The sequence below is a fragment of the Xanthomonas hydrangeae genome (assembly GCF_032697525.1).
GTDB classification, from domain to species: domain Bacteria; phylum Pseudomonadota; class Gammaproteobacteria; order Xanthomonadales; family Xanthomonadaceae; genus Xanthomonas; species Xanthomonas hydrangeae.
On the sequence record NZ_CP103836.1, the window covers coordinates 3,651,570 to 3,670,617 of the forward strand.

Annotated in this window: 15 protein-coding genes; 10 read left to right on the forward strand and 5 right to left on the reverse strand. The window is 65.3% G+C overall.

The window, feature by feature from the left end:
* Positions 1-268: 268 nt before the first annotated feature.
* Positions 269-1,318 carry an aldose epimerase family protein gene (locus NYR97_RS15590; protein WP_316694422.1) on the forward strand — a complete coding sequence of 350 codons (1,050 nt, stop codon included), beginning with the start codon at positions 269-271 and terminating at the stop codon, positions 1,316-1,318.
* A gap of 2 nt (positions 1,319-1,320) precedes the next feature.
* On the opposite strand, the gene NYR97_RS15595 is transcribed toward NYR97_RS15590, so the two are convergent.
* Positions 1,321-2,112: a cytochrome C assembly family protein gene (locus NYR97_RS15595; protein WP_074056958.1), complete on the reverse strand. Its 792-nt coding sequence runs from the start codon at positions 2,110-2,112 to the stop codon at positions 1,321-1,323.
* A 157-nt stretch (positions 2,113-2,269) separates the two neighbouring features.
* Here NYR97_RS15595 and ffh point away from each other — a divergent pair, with 157 nt between their 5' ends.
* The 8 genes from ffh (at position 2,270) to rplS (ending at position 9,390) form a co-directional block, all read left to right on the forward strand.
* Positions 2,270-3,646, forward strand: a complete 1,377-nt coding sequence (ffh, locus tag NYR97_RS15600) for a signal recognition particle protein (protein WP_316694426.1) — start codon at positions 2,270-2,272, stop codon at positions 3,644-3,646.
* Positions 3,647-4,339: 693 nt separating this feature from the next.
* On the forward strand, positions 4,340-5,179 hold the full coding sequence (locus tag NYR97_RS15605; RefSeq protein WP_316694427.1) for a DUF2314 domain-containing protein: 840 nt from the start codon (positions 4,340-4,342) through the stop codon (positions 5,177-5,179).
* 100 nt (positions 5,180-5,279) lie between these two features.
* Positions 5,280-6,278 carry an NAD(P)H-dependent flavin oxidoreductase gene (locus NYR97_RS15610; protein ID WP_316694428.1) on the forward strand — a complete coding sequence of 333 codons (999 nt, stop codon included), beginning with the start codon at positions 5,280-5,282 and terminating at the stop codon, positions 6,276-6,278.
* A complete protein-coding gene (locus NYR97_RS15615) occupies positions 6,269-7,066 on the forward strand; it encodes an aminotransferase class IV family protein (protein ID WP_316694430.1) in 798 nt (265 codons plus the stop codon). The genes NYR97_RS15610 and NYR97_RS15615 overlap by 10 nt, the downstream gene beginning before the upstream one ends.
* Positions 7,067-7,177: 111 nt before the next feature.
* Positions 7,178-7,438 carry a 30S ribosomal protein S16 gene (gene rpsP, locus NYR97_RS15620; RefSeq protein WP_006449156.1) on the forward strand — a complete coding sequence of 87 codons (261 nt, stop codon included), beginning with the start codon at positions 7,178-7,180 and terminating at the stop codon, positions 7,436-7,438.
* Positions 7,439-7,479: 41 nt separating this feature from the next.
* A complete protein-coding gene (gene rimM / locus NYR97_RS15625) occupies positions 7,480-7,992 on the forward strand; it encodes a ribosome maturation factor RimM (RefSeq protein WP_055818725.1) in 513 nt (170 codons plus the stop codon).
* Positions 7,993-8,064: 72 nt separating this feature from the next.
* The gene (gene trmD, locus NYR97_RS15630) at positions 8,065-8,838 is read left to right on the forward strand and encodes a tRNA (guanosine(37)-N1)-methyltransferase TrmD (protein ID WP_205392050.1); all 774 of its coding nucleotides are present in this window, start codon (positions 8,065-8,067) and stop codon (positions 8,836-8,838) included.
* Positions 8,839-8,982: 144 nt separating this feature from the next.
* Positions 8,983-9,390, forward strand: a complete 408-nt coding sequence (rplS, locus tag NYR97_RS15635) for a 50S ribosomal protein L19 (RefSeq protein WP_006449159.1) — start codon at positions 8,983-8,985, stop codon at positions 9,388-9,390.
* A 154-nt stretch (positions 9,391-9,544) separates the two neighbouring features.
* Here the strand turns inward: rplS and NYR97_RS15640 are convergent, their stop codons facing one another.
* Positions 9,545-11,020, reverse strand: a complete 1,476-nt coding sequence (locus tag NYR97_RS15640; protein WP_006449160.1) for an MATE family efflux transporter — start codon at positions 11,018-11,020, stop codon at positions 9,545-9,547.
* Positions 11,021-11,340: 320 nt separating this feature from the next.
* On the opposite strand from NYR97_RS15640, the gene NYR97_RS15645 reads away from it, so the two are divergent.
* Positions 11,341-11,748, forward strand: coding sequence for an RNA-binding S4 domain-containing protein (locus NYR97_RS15645; RefSeq protein ID WP_316694439.1), 408 nt, complete (start codon positions 11,341-11,343; stop codon positions 11,746-11,748).
* 953 nt (positions 11,749-12,701) lie between these two features.
* Here the strand turns inward: NYR97_RS15645 and katG are convergent.
* The 3 genes from katG to mutS all read right to left on the reverse strand — a co-directional run bounded on the left by katG (position 12,702) and on the right by mutS (position 18,814).
* Positions 12,702-14,948 (reverse strand): catalase/peroxidase HPI, encoded by a 2,247-nt coding sequence (gene katG / locus NYR97_RS15650; protein WP_316694441.1) that lies wholly within the window; start codon positions 14,946-14,948, stop codon positions 12,702-12,704.
* A 362-nt stretch (positions 14,949-15,310) separates the two neighbouring features.
* The gene (locus NYR97_RS15655; RefSeq protein WP_316694443.1) at positions 15,311-15,925 is read right to left on the reverse strand and encodes a DUF937 domain-containing protein; all 615 of its coding nucleotides are present in this window, start codon (positions 15,923-15,925) and stop codon (positions 15,311-15,313) included.
* A 333-nt stretch (positions 15,926-16,258) separates the two neighbouring features.
* Positions 16,259-18,814 (reverse strand): DNA mismatch repair protein MutS, encoded by a 2,556-nt coding sequence (mutS, locus tag NYR97_RS15660; protein ID WP_316698278.1) that lies wholly within the window; start codon positions 18,812-18,814, stop codon positions 16,259-16,261.
* Positions 18,815-19,048: the final 234 nt, after the last annotated feature.

The window sequence follows — 19,048 nt, forward strand, 5'->3', positions numbered from 1 at the left end:
GTAGTGGTCGGCTACGGTACCGGCAATCCCGTGTCGACCAGAACGGTCAGACCGTTGTTTTGCCAGTGCGGCGCTGCGCCCGTGGCACTTGGCTAGATCTGCAGTAGCAGACGCGGCTGCTCGTCCACCGGCGAGCCCGGTCTGCACGCCCATTCGGTGTTAGTTGCCCTGAAAAGCGAGTGCTAGCGTCAAGATGCACGCATCGGCATGGTCGGCGACTGCGCTCTCCCGCTATGCTCGCCAGCTTCCAGTATCGGCGGGATGATCCATGCAGCGCGTATTCGGGCAGTTGCCAGACGGTGTTGAGGTCCATGCGCTTACGCTGCGCAGCGAGGCTGGGCTGGAGGCGGAAGTGCTCACCTATGGCGGCATCCTGCATGCGCTGCGGTTGACCACCGCGCAGGGCGTCGTGCCGCTGCTGTTGGCCTTGCCGGATCTGCCCGCTTACGCGGCCGACGGCGATAGCCTCAATATTCTGGTGGGTCGCTTCGGCAATCGCATCGCCGGGGCGCGTTACACATTCGATGGCGTCACTCACACGCTGGCGGCCAACGAAGGACGCAACCAGTTGCATGGCGGATTGCGTGGCTTCGGGCGGCGTGTGTGGCGCGTGCTGGAGCAGGCGCCGGATCAGGTGCTGCTCGGCTACGACTCGCCCGATGGCGAAGAAGGCTATCCCGGTAATCTGCAGGTGCGTGCGCGGCTGCAACTGGAGGGGCTCGAGCTGCAGCTGGACTTCGAAGCGCAGTGCGATGCCGCCACCCCGTTGAATCTCACCCATCACCCATATTTCAACCTGTCCGGCGACCCGCATCACAGTGCCGCGCGGCAGGTGCTGCGCGTGCCGGCCGATCGCTATCTCCCGGTGGATGCCGAATCGATTCCCACTGGAGAGATCGCTTCGATCGCCGGCACGCCGTTCGATTTCCGCATTGCTGCCGCGTTGTCCGACAACACCGATCCATCGCATCCACAACTGATGCTCGGCAAAGGCTACGACCAATGCCTGGTACTGGCAGCCGACGCCGATTGCGTTGCCGAGCTGTACTCGCCGCACAGTGGCGTGGCGCTACGCATCACCAGCGATGCACCGGCGGTGCAACTCTACGAAGGCCAGCATCTGGACGCACATCATCCCGGCCTGGGCCGCGGCGTGTGTCTGGAGCCGCAGGATTACCCGGATGCGCCCAATCACCCCAACTTCCCGTCGACAATCCTGCGACCCGGCGATATCTACCGTCGCCGCATCGCCTATCACTTCGCCAGCGCTGGCCCGGATCAGCTGTGGGCCACGGTGAGCGCTGCGCTGGATACCTGAGATCAGCGCGGCCCCAACACCAGCTCGATCACGAATTTGCTGCCGAAGAACGACAGCACCAGCAGCACCATCGCGGTCAGCGTCCAGTGCACCGCCTTGGTGCCGCGCCAGCCATTGCGCCAGCGGCCGATCAGCAGCGCCCCGAACACGATCCACGACAGGATGCTGAGCACGGTCTTGTGCAACAGCCGCTGCGCGAGAAAGTCCTGCACGAACAGCAGGCCGGTCAGCAAGGTCAGACTCAGCAGCACGAAGCCCACCGTGATCGTGCGGAACAGCAGCGTCTCCAGTTCGGTCAACGGCGGCAACGCGCGCAGCCAGGTGTGGAAGTCGCGTCGGCGCAGCGCGCGTTCCTGCAGCCACAGCATGATCGCCAGCAGCGCAGCGATCCCCAGCGTGGCGTAGGCCAGCAACGCCATCCACGCGTGCAGCTCCAGCCGCCAGCCCAGGTCCGAGCTCGGTTCGTGACCGTAAGCGTGATAGCAGGCCAGCAGAATCGCCGACAGCGGGAACACCACCACGCCCACCGCCGCCATGCGCCCGCGCCCGCCGAACACCGCCGTCAGCGCGGCCATGCCCAGCCCGCACAGCGAGAGTGCCGCGAAGAAGTGCATGTCCGGCCCGCCGGCGGTGCGGAATGCCACCAGCACGTGGTACCCGGCATGCAGCGCCACTGCCGCCAGCGCCGGGATCAGCCAGCGTGCAGGCGCCTGGTTGCCATCGCGCAGCACCGAGCGGGTGAGCAGCGCAGTGGCCAACAGATACAAGGCGAACGCGATGAGAACGATTGTCATCGTGGAAGTTTCGCACACTGGGGGCTGGCGCCGGAATCGGGAATCGGGAATCGGGAATCGGGAATCGGAAGAGCGGGCATGCCCGGTCGGGCAGGGCGGCCGATTGGCCTGTGCCGCTATAATCGACGCCCGTTTCCCCTCACGCGGTCCTTTGCGCATGTTCGAGTCCCTTACCCAACGTCTCTCCGGCACCATGGAGCGCCTGCGCGGCCGCGGCCGCCTGACCGAGGAGAACATCCGCGAAGCCACCCGTGAAGTCCGCATCGCATTGCTCGAAGCCGACGTGGCGCTGCCGGTGGTGCAGGCGCTGATCGAGCGCATCAAGGTGCGCGCGGTCGGTCAAGAAGTGCTGAAGTCGCTGACCCCGGGCCAGGCGCTGATCAAGATCGTCCGCGACGAACTGACTGCGGTGATGGGCGCGGCCGCCACCGACCTCAACCTCAATGTGCCAGCGCCGGCGATCATCCTGATGGCCGGCCTGCAGGGTGCGGGCAAGACCACCACGGTCGGCAAGCTCGCCAAGCACCTGAAGGAAAAGCGCAAGAAAAAGGTCATGGTGGTCTCGGCCGACGTCTATCGCCCGGCCGCGATCGAGCAGCTCAAGACCCTGGCCGAACAGGTCGGCGTGCTGTTCTTCGCATCCGACGCCTCGCAGAAGCCGGTGGACATCGTGCGCGCCGCCATCAGCGATGCGCGCAAGTCGTTCGTCGACGTGCTGCTGGTCGATACCGCCGGTCGCCTGGCGATCGATGCGGCGATGATGGACGAGATCAAGGCGCTGCATGCCGCGGTCAACCCCACCGAAACCCTGTTCGTGGTCGATGCGATGACCGGCCAGGACGCCGCCAACACTGCCAAGGCCTTCGGCGAAGCGCTGCCGCTGACCGGCGTGGTGCTGACCAAGACCGATGGCGACGCCCGTGGCGGTGCCGCGCTGAGCGTGCGCTACATCACCGGCAAGCCGATCAAGTTCGTCGGCACCGGCGAAAAGACCGACGGCCTGGACGTGTTCCATCCCGACCGCGTCGCCAGCCGCATCCTGGACATGGGCGATGTGCTGTCGCTGGTGGAGCAGGTCGAGCACAGCGTCGATCAGGAAAAGGCCGCCAAGCTCGCCGCCAAGGTCGCCAAGGGCAAGAAGTTCGACCTCAACGACATGAAGGAACAGCTCGAGCAGATGCAGAACATGGGCGGCATCCATGGGCTGATGGACAAGCTGCCGGGCATGGGCCAGATCCCGGACAACGTCAAGCAGCAGGTCACCGGCAAGGAAGTGCCGCGCATGATCGCGATCATCAATTCGATGACCAAGAAAGAGCGCCGCAACCCGGCCCTGCTCAACGGCTCGCGCCGCTCGCGCATCGCGCGCGGCTCGGGCATGCTGCCGGCCGACGTCAACAAGCTGATGAAGCAGTATCAGCAGATGGAAAAGATGATGGGCAAGCTGGCCGGCGGCGGCATGAAAGGCCTGATGCGCAACATGAAGGGCATGATGGGCGCAATGGGCGGCCGCGGCGGCATGCCGTTCCGCTGAGTTCAGTGATGCGCTGACGCTGCCGGCGCGGCGCCGCACTGGCCCTGCGCTGGCAATGTAGGGCATCGCGCAGATGCAGCTGCGATTGCGTGGATGCAGTCAGAGGTCCAGATCAAACGCTGCGTGGGTCGAGAGGGCGCGGTGCCCTCACCGCTCGCGGGACACGCCGTGAACCCGTCCGTGGGGACCGTGTGGCGGCATCCATGCCGCCACACGGTCCCGCAAGCGGTGAGGACACCGCACCAGAAAGTTTGCTGGCTGTTTTATTGAAAGCTACGCACACCGATCAACTCCACGGGTCCTTGCCCGCCCACCGTCGCGGGACCTTACGCGGCATGGATGCCGCGTAAGAGCTTACAAGGACGTACTTGCAGCGTGTCCCGCGATGGTGGGCGGGCAAGGGCCCTGCAGCCAAGCCGCAGATCAGCCGCTCTGCCTTGCGGCGTGTCCCGCGATGGTGGGCGGGCAAGGGCCCCGCAGCCAAGCCACAGATCAGCCGCTTTGCCTTGCAGCGTGTCCCGCGATGGTGGGTGGGCAAGGGCCCCGCAGCCAAGCCACAGATCAGCCGCTCTGCCTTGCGGCGTGTCCCGCGATGGTGGGCGGGCAAGGGCCCTGCAGCCAGGCCGCAGATCAGCCGGCCTGCAGTAGACTGGCGTGAAGTAGTTTTGTCGGCGGCTCTTAGTCGAGGTAACCATGACCGATAACCGCATGTATTTCGCAAACGATGAAGACGCTGCACTGCAGGCGGCCTACGCCGCGGCGCGCGACACCTTCAAGTTTTTCTGGCGGGAACTGTCCTGGGAATATCGCCGCATCGTGCCGGGCCTGGAGATGGCGGCAGTGAAACTGCCTTTCGCCACCGATGCTTCCGCGATTGATGCGCCTTCGCACGAGCATATGTGGATCTCCGACGTGCAGTTCGATGGCGAGCAGGTCTCCGGCAGCCTGCTCAACGATCCGGAATGGATCGCAGGACTCACTGCCGGTGACGCCGTGTCTGCACCGATCACCGACCTGGAAGACTGGATGTACGTGGTCGATGGCCAGGTCTACGGCGGCCATACCATTGCAGCGATGCGTCGCACGATGTCGCAGGGCGAACGCGCCGAGCACGACGCTGCGTGGGGCCTGGACTTCGGTGAGCCGGGCGTAGTGCGCGTAGTGCGCCTGGTGCCTGCACCTGTGCCGGAGCGCAAAAGCGGCTTGTTCGGCAAGATGTTCGGTAGCAAGCCGGCTCAGGTCGTTGCAACGGAGCAGGCTCCTTCCGAGCGCGAGCATCCGATGAGCGAGAACATGGGCGCGAAGTTCGACGAAGGCCTGCGCGAGCAGCCGGACATGGTGCATTTCCGCGACGACGCCGGTTGGACGCTCCTGCAGCGCGATGCCTTGGCGGGCAACTATCAGCCGGTGTCATTGTTGCTGAAGCACGGCGCGGATGCGTCGCTGCGCACGCCATCGGGCAGGACGGCATTGGATCTGGCTCGACAGATGCAATGGCCCAGAATCGTGCAGCTTCTCCAAGGCGATCACTGAGGTGTCGGTGACGCCGTCGCTTGCGTCGGATGGCCCGTACGCAAACGTCGCGCGTTTTTGCCGGCGTTTTGGCTTAGGCGTTCCCATTCTGCTCAGCCCCATGGCCGGCGCCTGCCCGGTGCCGTTGTCGACGGCGGTTGCCGAAGCCGGTGGCATGGGCGCGATGGGTGCGGTGTTGTCGCAGCCGCAGGAGATCGTGGCATGGATGATGGCGTTTCGTGACGCGAGCCTCGGGCCTGCGCAGATCAATCTATGGATTCCCGATCCTGCACCGGTACGCAACGCAGATGCGGAAGCGTGCGTGCGGGAATTTCTATCGCAGTGGGGGCCGCCAGTTTCTGCAGCCGCTGCCGACGCAACGCCAGCCGACTTCGATGCACAGTTCGAGGCCTTGCTCGCCGCACGTCCTGCGGTTGCCTCATCGATCATGGGGCTGTTTCGGCCCGACCAGATTGCGCGTTTGAAGGCTGCCGGCATCGCGTGGTTCGCCTGCGCCACCACACTGGACGAAGCGCTTGCGGCACAGACCGCAGGCGCCGATGCGGTGGTCGCACAAGGGGCCGAAGCCGGTGGCCATCGCGGCGCATTCGATGCCAGCCAGGCCGAGCGCCAGACGACCGGATTGTTCGCCTTGTTACCGCGACTGGTCGATCACCTGCACATCCCGGTGATCGCCGCAGGCGGCATCGCCAGCGCACGCGGCATTGCCGCGGCGCTGACCCTGGGCGCGAGCGCAGTGCAGATCGGTACCGGCCTGCTGCGTACGCCCGAGGCTGCGCTGCCGAGCGCCTGGGCCGACGCACTGATGCAGGCCGAACCGGAACAGACCCAGCCGACCCGCGCATTCTCCGGCCGGCTGGGTCGTGCGCTGGTCACGCCGTATCTGCGTGCCGCCAGTGCTGCAGATGCGCCGCCGCCCGCGCCGTATCCGGTGCAGCGCGCGCTGACCGCGCCGATGCGCCAGGCCGCAGCGCGCGACAACCGCCTGGATGCCATGCAGGCCTGGGCCGGGCAATCGGCCTGGATGGCGCCCGCGCAGCCCGCCGCGCAGGTGGTCACGCAGTGGTGGGCGAACGCGCAGGCGCTGTTATGTCGGTGATCTTCTGCAATGGCCTACCTGCCAGCGCGGCGCAGCTCGGGGCTGCCGCGCTGATCAACTACGGCCACTTCACCACGCTACAGGTGCGCAGCAGTGCCGCGCTCGGGCTGGACCTGCATCTGCAGCGTCTGCAGCAGGGCAGTCGCGCGCTGTTCAGCATGGAGCTGGCGCAGGAGGCAGTGCGTCTGCAAATGCACGTCGCGCTGGAAGCCTCGGCAATGGCCGATGCCAGCCTGCGCGTCACCGTGTTCGCGCAGGATTACGACTTTCGGGATCCCTTGCGCGAGGTCGCGCTGGACGTGCTGGTTGCGGTGTCGCCGCCAGCGGACATGCCCGAGACCGGGCTGCGCGTGCAGGTGACCGATTACGTACGCGAGCGGCCGGAACTCAAGCATGTCGGCACGTTTCCGCTGCTGCATCTGCGCCGCCTGGCGATGCAGGCCGACCACGACGATGTCGTGTTGCAGGATCCGCAGGGCAGGGTGCTGGAAGGTGCGTTCTGGAATCTGGGTTTGTGGGAGCGCGGCGGCGTGGTCTGGCCGCAGGGCCCGGCCTTGCTGGGAACGCGTCAGCAATTGCTGCAGACCGGGCTGGAAACGCTTGGGATCACCCAGATGCGGCGGCCGGTGCAACTGGACGAACTGGATCGTTTCGATGGCGCCTTCGCCTGCAATGCGCGCGGGCAGCAGGCGATCGTGGCGATGGGGCCGGCCCGCTGGGGCCCACATGCAGCCCAGCTGCCGCTGCTGGAGCAGGCCCTGCAAACCCATGCGTGGCAAGCGATCTGAGGCTCGGCGTGGGGCGGTCACCGGGTGACTTGGCTTCGCCGCCGGTGCCCGCTATAATCGCCGGCTTACCGCGCCACTCTGGCGACTGGGCAACTTTAGGAAAACGACACCATGGTCAAGATTCGACTGACCCGCGGCGGCGCCAAGAAGCGTCCGTTCTACCACATCATCGTGACCGACGTGCGCAGCGCGCGCGACGGCCGCAACATCGAGCGTCTGGGTTACTACAACCCGGTTGCACAGGGCGCAGAACCGCGCGTCGTGCTGGATATCGCGCGCGTCGACCATTGGGTCGGCCAGGGCGCACAGCTGACCGACAAGGTGCGTAACCTGTATCGCGAAGCATCCAAGCCTCAGGCCGCTGCGGCCTGATTTGGGAGGGCCGAGCGCATCGCTCGGCCTAGCTGACGCAGATGAAACAGACCGAGCGCCGTATCCTGCTAGGCAGGGTTGCCGGCGCTTTCGGTGTCAAGGGCGAACTCAAGATCGAGTCCTGGACCGAGCCGCGTAGCGCAATCTTCCGGTACCAACCGTGGATTCTGCGTACGCCTTCGGGTGAGGAGTCGACACTGAGCGGAGCGCGCGGGCGCGATCAGGGCAAGCATCTGGTCGCAACATTCCCCAATGTTTCCGATCGCGACACCGTCGAAGCCATGCACGGGATCGAGATTTACGTCTCGCGCAGCGTGCTGCCGCCACCCAAGCCCGATGAATATTATTGGGTGGATCTGGAAGAGCTGCAGGTGGAAACCGTCGAGGGCGTCAAGCTCGGCACGGTGTCGCATCTGTTCTCTACCGGCTCCAATGACGTGATGGTGGTGCGCGGCGATCGCGAACGGCTGGTGCCATTCGTGCTGCCGGATTTCGTCAAGTCGGTCGACTTCGAGGCCAACCTGATCGTGGTGGACTGGGACCCGGATTTCTGATCGGAATGGCGCATCGCGTTGCTCTGCTCTTGCTTTACCCATTCCCCGATCCCGATTCCCGACTCCCCGCCAGTGCGCATCGACGTCATCAGCCTGTTCCCCGAGTTCATCGCGCAATGCGCGGCGTTCGGCGTGGTCGGGCGGGCGCAGGAGCGTGGCTTGCTGGAACTGCAGGGCTGGAATCCGCGCGAGCATGCGCAGGGCAACTACCGCCGGGTGGACGACCGTCCGTTCGGTGGCGGGCCCGGCATGGTGATGTTGATCGAGCCGTTGCGGGCCTGTCTGGCTGCGGTGCAAGCCGCAGACACGCGCCCCGCACCGGTGATCTATCTCAGCCCGCAGGGGCGGCCGCTGACCCAGCCGCTCGCCCGCGAGCTGGCGCAGTTGCCACGCATGGTGTTGGTGTGCGGGCGCTACGAAGGCGTGGACGAGCGGTTTCTGGCGCAGGCGGTGGATATGGAAATCTCCATCGGCGACTACGTGTTGTCCGGTGGCGAGCTTGGCGCAGCGGTGCTGGTGGATGTGGTGACGCGGTTACAGGAGGGCGTGTTGAACGACGCCGAATCTGCGGCCCAGGACAGTTTCGAAGGCCCGCAGGGTCTGCTGGATTGCCCGCACTATAGCCATCCCTCGACCCATGACTGGGGCGATGTGCCGGAGGTGCTGCGCTCGGGCAATCACGCTGCGATCGCGCGCTGGCGCCGGCAGCAGTCGCTGGGCCGGACCTGGTTGCGTCGTCCCGATCTGCTCGACGAGGCCGGGTTGGACAAGAACGATCGCCGTCTGCTGGAGGAATTTCGTCGCGAACTCGCCGCAGGCGACGATAAACCCGGCGACGAGAAATAAGGGCTCACCCCTAGCTCTTGCAGCATTGATTGGGGTACAATATGCGGCTTGCTGGCCAGCCTTGCGTCTGGCCCTCCTACGAACCTCGAGCAATCGCCGTGCGGCGACTGCCGGTCCAATATCCCCAGACACGCGGTGCCCATCATGAGCAAACTCAACAAGACCATCCTGGCTGACTTCGAAGCCGCCCAGATTCAGCGCCAGCTGCCGGAATTCAACCAGGGCGACACCGTTGTGGTGAACGTCAAGGTGAAGGAAGGCAACCGCGAGCGCGTGCAGGCCTATGAGGGCGTGGTGATCGGTACCAAGAATGCCGGCCTGAACTCCGCGTTCACCGTGCGCAAGATCTCGCACGGCTTCGGCGTCGAGCGCGTGTTCCAGACCCACAGCGCCATCATCGATTCGGTCGAAGTGAAGCGCCGCGGTAAGGTCCGTGCGGGCAAGCTGTACTACCTGCGTGGTCTGGAAGGCAAGGCTGCCCGCATCAAGGAAGATCTGGCCGCCGCTGCGCAGGCCAAGGCTGCTCGCCAGGCTGCTGCCAAGGCTCAGTAAGTCACACTGGCAGGTTGTTTCTGCCACTGCCAAACGGCCGCCTTCGGGCGGCCGTTTGCGTTACGGGAATCGGGATTCGGCAGGTGGTGATCCCACAACGTTCGCGGGAACGTGTGGGCGCGCGAGCGTGTGTTCTCCGTAAAGCCAGTCGACATCAGCGCTGGCGAGGCCTCGGCAATTCCGTCAACGGTGCCGTATCGGCGACCGGCGAAGCCGGGTGTGCCGGAACCTCCGCAGCGGCCGCTAGCTCCGCCGGATCCGCAGGCGTGGTCAACATGCGCGCCTTGCGCCAGCCGCCCCAGCGGTAATACGCCAGCGACAGCAGCATCGAGCAGACCGAACTGATCGGAAGGCTCCACCAGATGCCGTCGGCTCCCAGATGCGGGATCAAGGCGTTCGCCAGCGGCACGCGCACGCCCCACAGACCGAATGCGAGGATCAGCAGTGGCGGGATCACCGCGCCGGTCGCGCGCACCACGCCGGAAATGACGAAGCTCACGCCGAACAGCAGGAACGACCAGATGCCGATGTGATTGAGATGCCGCGCCACTTCCAGCGTCGGGCTGTCGGTCGGCAGGAACAGCGCGAGCGTCCAGTGATCGAACAGGATCAGCAGCACGATCAGAATGCCGGTCATCAAAAAGTTGGCGACGATGCCGGTGCGTGCGGTCGCATCCACGCGATTCCACAATCCCGCGCCCACATTCTGCGCCGCCATCGTGGAGCAGGCAGCGCCCAGCGCCATCGCCGGCATCTGCACATACGTCCATAGCTGCAGCGCTGCGCCGTAAGCGGCTGCAGTGTCGGTGCCGAAGCCGTTGACCAGCGTCATCATCGCGATCATGGACAGCGAGATCAGCACCATCTGCAGGCCCATCGGCACGCCTTTGACGATGAGCGCGCGCAGGATCGTCGGCGAGATCCGAAACAGCTGCAGATCGCCGCGCCCCAACCACAGGACGTGGCGTTTTTTGCGTAAATACAGCAGCAACCCGCCGAGTGCGACCACCTGCGCCAGCAGTGTGGCCCAGGCCGCACCGGCAATGCCGAGTGCCGGAAACGGGCCGAGACCGAAGATCAGCAATGGGTTGAACACGATGTCCAGCACCACCGACACCAGCAAAAAGCGGAACGGTGTGCGCGCATCGCCGGTGCCGCGCAGTGCCGCCGACAAAAACGCGAATACATAGATCAGCGGCATCGCCAGGAAGATGACGCGCAGGTACTCCTCGGCCAATGTCTGCGACGCCGGTGGTGTGCCCATCGCGGTCAATAGATGCGGCGCCAGAAACCAGCCGAAGACCGCAATCGCTGCCGACAGGCCGCCGAAGAAACTGGCGCTGGTGCCCATGACTTTGCGTGCCTGCGCGATGTCGCGCGCGCCCATCGCCTGGCCGATCAGGATGGTCGAGGCCATGCCGATGCCGAACACCGAGCCGATCAGGAAGAACATGATGCTGTTGGCATTGGCCGCCGCAGTCAGTGCTGCCTCGCCGAGGTAGCGGCCGACCCAGATCGCATTGATCGAGCCGTTGAGCGACTGGGCGATATTGCCCGCCAGGATCGGCAGTGCGAACAGCAGCAGATTCTTGCCGATCGGGCCTTCGGTCAGGACAGCGGATTTGGGCATTGCAGACGCGCCGTGGTGCGGAAGCTGCGAACACTAGCACTGGCGTGTGTGCCGCGTGCGGTCGCCTGGCGAATCTCAACAGCCGTGAAAAAGCGAGCTCGCCATGCCGATGTCACGGGGCACCACACGGGCTATGCAGCTCTGCCTGTATCGGTCAGCCAGCGTGTGGCAGGCAGGCCGGGTCTGGCTGGCGGTAGCGCTTGAGTTCCGGCGCGGTTGCCCAGATATTTCTCGCTCGATGCAGCCGGTTGCACCGCGCCGATGCAGCGCGATGACCGCACCGGCATGCAGCCCATGGACCCAACGGCAAGCACAGCGCGATGACTCAATTGGTGGAACAAGCGACGACGGTCAGGCTGGATGTGTGGCTGTGGGCAGCACGCTTCTTCAAGACTCGCAGCCTGGCCAAGGCGGCGGTGGACAACGGCAAGGTGGATGTCGCCGGCCAGCGGCCCAAGCCGTCGCGCACACTGCGCAGCGGCGAGCAACTGCGTATCGACCGTGGCGGTGAAATCTTCGAGATCACCGTCGCCGCGCTGAGCGATGTGCGCGGCCCGGCACCGGTCGCACAGACGCTGTACCTGGAAAGCGATGCCTCGCGCGAGGCGCGTGCGCAATGGCGGCTGCAGCGTGCCGCCGAACGCACCGGCTATCGCGCACCCGAGGGCAAGCCGGACAAGCGCGCCCGCCGCCTGATCAACGCGCTGGGCGATATCGACGCGTTGTAGCACTGTGTGGTTGCCCGCTGCGAATTGGATGGTGGAAACAGAAGCGCCCGTGCCTACGTCGTGTCGTTCACTCAAGAAAGAACGGCGCTTCCCCATTGAGGTGGGAAGCGCCGTTTTCTGTTGCGGTGTGCGATGCATCCAGGTGCATGACCATAGATCAGAAGCTTGAGAACGGCTGATAAAAGCTGGCGAGCGGTCGCGCAGTGCTGGTGTTGGCCACGTTTAGCGCCAATTGGGTGATTCAAGCCGCGTCGGTCGAGGGCGCGGTGTCCTCACCAATTGCGGGACACGCCGTGAATCCGTCCCTGGAGGCTCGGTGGCGGCATCCATGCCGCCACACGGTCCCGCAATTGGCGAGGACACCGCACCAGAAAGTTGGTCGGTTGCTTTCTTGAAGCTAGTCCATCGCTCGGCTTGTATTGAGAAGATGATCGGACTTATCTAAACAACCCACGTCAGGCATTGCTTGCCTAATGCAAACCGACCATCCCGCCTGGTCCTTGCCCGCCCACCGTCGCGGGACCTTACGCGGCATGGATGCCGCGTAAGAGCCTACACGGACGTACTTGCGGCGTGTCCCGCGATGGTGGGCGGGCAAGGGCCCTGCAGCCAAGCTGTAGACAAGCCGCTCCACCATTGGGCCCTCCGCGCCATTGAACTCTCAGTGATTTCAAGACTGCCGAGATCTCACGGTCTTGAAATACCAGTGGCTAACAAGCGTTGCGCACAACGGACAGGTAAGTGCCGTCCATGTACCCAGAAACGGCATGTGCACGTGGCACACGCTGCACCAAGCAACAGCGGCATCCACCTGATGACCACGAAGTGTTAGCCGCTCCAGGTGACTAGCGTTCCCCGGCTATCCGGGGAGTATCTTCAGTGTGCCAAGTCGATGTCTTGCGTGTAGTTCAACTGAGCTGCAGGCGCACGCACGAGGGCGTGCGCCTTGCGACTCACGCCAGATCGAAACGATCCAGCTGCATCACCTTGGTCCAGGCAGCGACGAAGTCGTGCACGAACTTTTCCTGTGCATCGGCGCTGGCATAGACCTCGGCCACCGCACGCAGGATGGAATTGGAGCCGAACACCAAGTCCACACGCGTGCCGGTCCACCGATGTTCGCCGGTGCTGCGGTCGCGGCCTTCGTAGAGCTCCTTCGCTTCGGAGGTGGCTTTCCACTCGGTGCGCATGTCGAGCAGGTTGGCAAAGAAGTCGTTGCTCAGCACGCCGGGGCGGGTGGTGAACACGCCATTCTTCGAGTCGCCGACGTTGGCGCCGAGCACGCGCAGGCCGCCGACCAGCACGGTCAACTCGGGTGCGGTCAAAGTGAGCAGCTGCGCCTTGTCGATCAGCAGCGCTTCGGCCGGCACCGCGTAGCTGCGCTTGGCGAAGTTGCGGAAGCCATCGGCCACGGGCTCCAGCACGGCGAAGGATTCGACATCGGTCTGCTCCTGCGATGCATCGGTGCGGCCCGGCGCGAACGGCACGGTCACGCTGTAGCCTGCGGCGTGCGCCGCATGTTCGACAGCCGCGTTACCGGCCAGCACGATCAGGTCGGCCAGTGAGATCTGTTTGCCGCCGGCATGCGCGCCGTTGAACTCGGCCTGGATGCGCTCCAGCGTGCCCAACACCTGCGCCAGCTGCTCGGGCTGGTTGGCCTGCCAGTCCTTCTGCGGTGCCAGCCGGATGCGTGCGCCGTTGGCGCCGCCCCGCTTGTCCGAGCCGCGGAAGGTCGATGCCGATGCCCACGCGGTGGAGACCAGCTGCGCCACGCTCAAGCCGGAGCCCAGAATGGTCTGCTTGAGAGCAGCGGCGTCCTGCGCATCGACCAGCGGGTGGTCGACGGCCGGCACCGGGTCCTGCCACAGCAGTTCTTCGCTCGGCACCTCGGTCCCCAGGTAACGCGAGCGCGGGCCCATGTCGCGGTGGGTGAGCTTGAACCAGGCGCGCGCAAACGCATCGGCGAACTGGTCGGGGTGTTCGTGGAAGCGACGCGAGATCGCTTCGTAGGCCGGGTCGAAGCGCAGCGCCAGATCGGTGGTCAGCATCGTCGGCCGATGCTTCCTGGAGGCATCGTGCGCATCGGGAATGATGGCGTCGGCATTCTTGGCCACCCACTGGTGCGCACCGGCCGGACTCTTGCTCAGTTCCCACTCAAACTTGAACAGATGGTCGAAGAAGTCGTTGCTCCACTGCGCCGGGGTGGTGGTCCAGGTGACTTCCAGGCCACTGGTGATGGTGTCTGCGCCCTTGCCGGTGCCGTAGCTGTTGTGCCAGCCAAGGCCCTGGCTTTCCAGGTCGCTGGCTTCCGGCTCGGCGGCCACGTTGTCGGCCGGGCCGGCACCGTGGGTCTTGCCGAAGGTATGGCCGCCGGCGATCAGCGCCACGGTCTCTTCGTCGTTCATCGCCATGCGCGCGAAGGTGTCGCGGATGTCGCGCGCGGCGGCGACCGGGTCGGGCTTGCCGTCCGGGCCTTCCGGATTGACGTAGATCAGGCCCATCTGCACGGCGGCCAACGGGTTTTCCAGATCGCGGGTGTGCGGCACTTCGCTGTCGTCGTCCTTCACCAGCACGCCGTGCGCTTCGTCCACGCCCGGCGAGCCGCGCGAGTAGCGCTCGTCGCCGCCCAGCCACTTGGTTTCGCGGCCCCAGTACAGATCCTGATCCGGCTCCCAGGTGTCTTCGCGGCCGCCGGCAAAACCGAAGGTCGTAAAGCCCATGCTTTCCAGTGCGACGTTGCCGGTGAGGATCATCAGGTCGGCCCAGGAGATCGCCTGGCCGTACTTCTGCTTGATCGGCCACAGCAGCCGGCGCGCCTTGTCCAGGCTGACGTTGTCCGGCCAGCTATTAAGCGGTGCGAAGCGCTGCTGCCCACGACCGCCGCCGCCACGTCCGTCGCCGATGCGATAGGTACCGGCGCTATGCCAGGCCATGCGCACGAACAGCGGGCCGTAATGGCCGAAGTCGGCCGGCCACCAATCCTGCGAATCGGTCATCAGCGCGCGCAGTTCCTGCTTGAGCGCGGCAAGATCGATGCGCTTGAACGCCTCGGCGTAATTGAAGGTCTGGCCCAGCGGGTTGGACTTGCTCGAATGCTGGCTGAGCAGGTCCACACGCAGCTGCTTGGGCCACCAATCGCGGTTGGTGGTTCCGGTACCGACGACGGCGTGATTGAACGGGCACTTTGCTTCGGTTGTCATGGCAATACCTGTGTGCGTGAGCACTTGGGGAGCTGTGTGCCGAAACTGCGGACACGTGCTGGTGGAGTCGAAGTGGTGGGCAATGCGTCAGCTGTGGTCATCGATCGAAGGCGCACATGCGGCCGTGGGGTCATCGAGCATCGTCGCCGCGTGTGCCGATGCTAGCGCCTGCCCGCAGGGGCCGGTACGGGTCGGTATCCGGAATGTGACTGGCAGCGGTGCGCATCAGGCGGACTCATCGTGGCGGCGTGTGCACACGATAAGGAGCATCGATCGGTTGGGGAATTCGAATTATTCAACCATATCGATAGGGTGTCGCTATGGTTAGGGAGGAGACGCCCAGGCGGCACGGCAGCGATCGGTCAGCGCTTGCCGAACAGGCTGCCGCCGAGTTTCATGACATCGCCCAGGCCCAGCTTCCCGTCGCCATCCTGATCCAGCACGCTGCTCAGCAGGCCGCTGACGCCGCTCTTGCTGCCGACTTGCTGGCGTTCCTGCGCCAAGGCCGGGCCGAGTTGACTGCTGGCCGTGGTCGTGCCACTGAGGAAGCGCTTGGCCAGATACGCCATCACGATGGGCGCCAACAGTTGCAGCAGTTGGCTGGCCTTGCTGGTTTCCAGCCCGGTGGCCTTGCCCAGGCCTGCAGCCGCCTGCGGTGCCTTGTCGCCGAACAGATGACTCACGATGCCGGCGCTATTGCCTTGTGCACCATTGGCCGAGCCTCCCAGCAGCGCGCCAAGCAGGCTGCCGAGGTCCGGGCTGCCGGCGTGGTCGCGCTGCAGGGCGCCCAACAAGGCATCGGTGCCGCCGGGCTGCTGGCTGTTGCGGCCCAGTGCGCCCATCAACAGTGGCAGGGCGGTCTGCACCGCCGATTGCGCCTGCTCGGGCGCGATGCCGAGCCGGCTGGCGAGTTGCTGCAACTGCGGGCCCTGCAGTTGCGCGGCCAGTTGGTCGGTCAACGAGGCGGACGTGGTCATCGGTGTGCTCTCCGGTTGGACAAAACGTCGAGGCAGGGTGCGCCTGTCGCGGCAGCAGAGCAAACCGCGCGGTGCGCGTCACCGCGCAGAGCGCGATGCAGCGCAAGCCGGCACCATCGCAGGGCAGCATTCAAGCAACCGTGCAAACCTGCAGCTGCAATGGATTGGCAGGGCCGCAAGCCTCAGTCATGCAGCCATGCCGTGACGAATCCCCAATCCATGCAAAAACCGCATTCAAACCACTACCCAAGCCTGCCGCCGCAACGGATCCGCAAGCGTCGCGAACATCTGCGCTGTTACGAATCCCGATTCCCGATTCCCGATTCCCCGCACTCACAGCAACGCCTTCAGCCGATACAGCGCTTCCAACGCCTGCTTGGGCGTGAGTTCGTCCGGGTCCAATGCCTGCAGTGCTTCCTGCGCGGCAGAGGAGGGCGCAGTGAACAGGCCGAACTGCTGCGGCGCATCCAATGCGGCCGGGGCCATCTGCGCGACATGGCTTTCGCCGCCGCGTTGCTCCAGTTCGGCCAGACGGTGACGCGCCTGGGTGACCGCAGCCTTGGGCAAGCCGGCGAGCGCAGCGACCTGCAGGCCGAAACTGCGATTGGCCGGGCCGTCCTTGACTGCGTGCATGAACACCAGGCGCTCGCCGTGTTCGACCGCGTCCAGATGCACGTTGGCGATGCCGCTGGCACCGCCGGCATGCGACTCGTCGGCCAGTGCGGTGAGCTCGAAGTAATGCGTTGCAAACAGCGTGTAGCAGCGATTGGTGTGGGCCAGATGGCGTGCGACAGCGTCGGCCAATGCGAGGCCATCGTAGGTGGAAGTGCCGCGGCCGATCTCGTCCATCAGCACCAGCGATTGCGGCGTGGCGTGATGCAGGATGTAGCTGGTTTCGGCCATTTCCACCATGAAGGTGGATTGCCCGCGGGCCAGATCGTCGCCCGCGCCGATGCGGGTGAGGATGCGGTCGATCGGCCCGATCACCGCGCGGCTGGCCGGCACATAGCTGCCGATATGCGCCAGCAACACGATCAACGCGTTCTGGCGCATGTAGGTCGACTTACCGCCCATGTTCGGGCCGGTGATGACCAGCATGCGGCGCTCGGTGTGCAGGTCCAGATCGTTGGGTTCGAACGGTTGGTCGCGCACCGCTTCCACCACCGGGTGGCGCCCGCGTTCGATACGCAGGCACGGCGCGCTGTCCAGCTCCGGCTGCGACCAGTCCAGTGCCTGCGCGCGTTCGGCGAACCCGGCCAGCACGTCGAGTTCGCTCAGTGCGCCTGCGCAGCGCTTGAGGCCTTCCAGCTCGTGGGCGAGTGCGTCCAACAGGCTTTCGTACAGCAGTTTTTCGCGCGACAACGAACGCTCGCGCGCCGACAGCACCTTGTCCTCGAAGCTCTTGAGTTCCTCCGTGATGTAGCGCTCGGCATTGGTCAGCGTCTGTCGGCGGCTGTAGTGCAGCGGGGCCTTTTCGGCCTGGCCCTTGCTGATCTCGATGTAGTAGCCGTGCACGCGGTTGTAGCCGACCTTGAGCGTGGCGATGCCGCTGCTGGCGCGTTCGCGTTGTTCCAGGTCGATCAGGAATTGGTCGGCGTTGGTGGACAGGCGGCGCAGCTCGTCCAGATCGGCGTCGTAACCGGTGGCGATGACGCCACCGTCGCTGAGTTTGAGCGGCGGTTGTTCGGCCACTGCGCTGATCAGCAGATGCGCGGTGGCATCGTGTTCGCCGAGTTCTGCGTACAGCGTCTGCAGGCGCGGCGAATCCAGTAGAGCGAGGATGGTGCGGACCTTCGGCAGCAGCGCCAGGCCATCGCGCAGGGTGGAAAAATCGCGCGGGCGCGCCGAGCGCAATGCCACGCGCGTGAGAATGCGCTCCAGATCCCCAAGCGCGCGGAAGGCCTCGCGCACGTCGGCATCGGCGCCGGTGTCGATCAGGCTGCCGACCGCGTGGTGGCGCTGCACCAGCACCTCGCGCAGGCGCAGCGGACGGTGCAGCCAACGGCGCAGCAGGCGCCCGCCCATCGGCGTGACCGTGCTGTCCAGAACACCGAGCAAGGTGTTGCGGGTGTCGCCATCGACGCGCGTGTCCAGTTCCAGATGCCGGCGCGTGGCCGCGTTCATCGAGATCGCCTCGCTGGCCACTTCCATCGCAATAGACGTCAGATGCGGCAAGCGCTGTTTCTGGGTTTCTTCGACATAGCCGAGCAGCGCGCCGGCCGCCGCAGTGGCACACGGTTTATCGTCGATGCCGAAGCCGGACAGGTCGTGCAACTTGAAGAACGCCAGCAGCTGACGACGGCCGCTATCGGCATCGAACAACCACGGTGGCCGGCGCCGCACGCCGACGCGTCCACGCAGAAACTCCGGCCAATTGTCTTCGTCGGGCACCAGCAGCTCGGCCGGTTCCAGGCGCGCGATTTCCGCTTCCAGCGCGTCCACGCTATCGACTTCGTTGACCAGAAAACGCCCGCCGGCCAGATCGGCCCAGGCCAGGCCGTAGCCTTGCTTGCTGCGCGCGATCGCCATCAACAGCGTGTCGCGGCGCTCGTCCAGCAGCGCCTCGTCGGTGACCGTGCCGGGGGTGACGATGCGCACCACCTTGCGCTCGACCAGGCCCTTGGCCAGCGCCGGGTCGCCGATCTGCTCGCAGATCGCCACCGACTCGCCCAACGCCACCAGCCGCGCCAGATAACCCTCGTAGGCATGCACCGGCACGCCGGCCATGGGAATCGGCGCACCGCCGGAACTGCCGCGTTGGGTCAAGGTGATGTCGAGCAGGCGTGCGGCCTTGCGCGCATCGTCGTAGAACAGCTCGTAGAAGTCGCCCATGCGGAAGAACAGCAGCAGGTCGGGGTAGTCCGACTTGGCGGCGAAGAATTGCTTCATCAGCGGGGTGTGCTCGGCGGCGCCCGTGCTGACTTTGGTGGTGTCTTTGGTGTTGGCGGTTTGCAAGAACGTTGTCCGGAAATCTGGCGGTCGAAGGGTCGCAAGCGGCGTGTGGCTGTGGTCTTGCTACGCCGGTGTGGCGGCGCTGCGCGAAAGAGGCCGATACGCTGCCGCGATCAACAAGACCAGTTGCGATGGAACGGAAGAGGGGCGGTGGCCGGAGTGCGTTTGGCC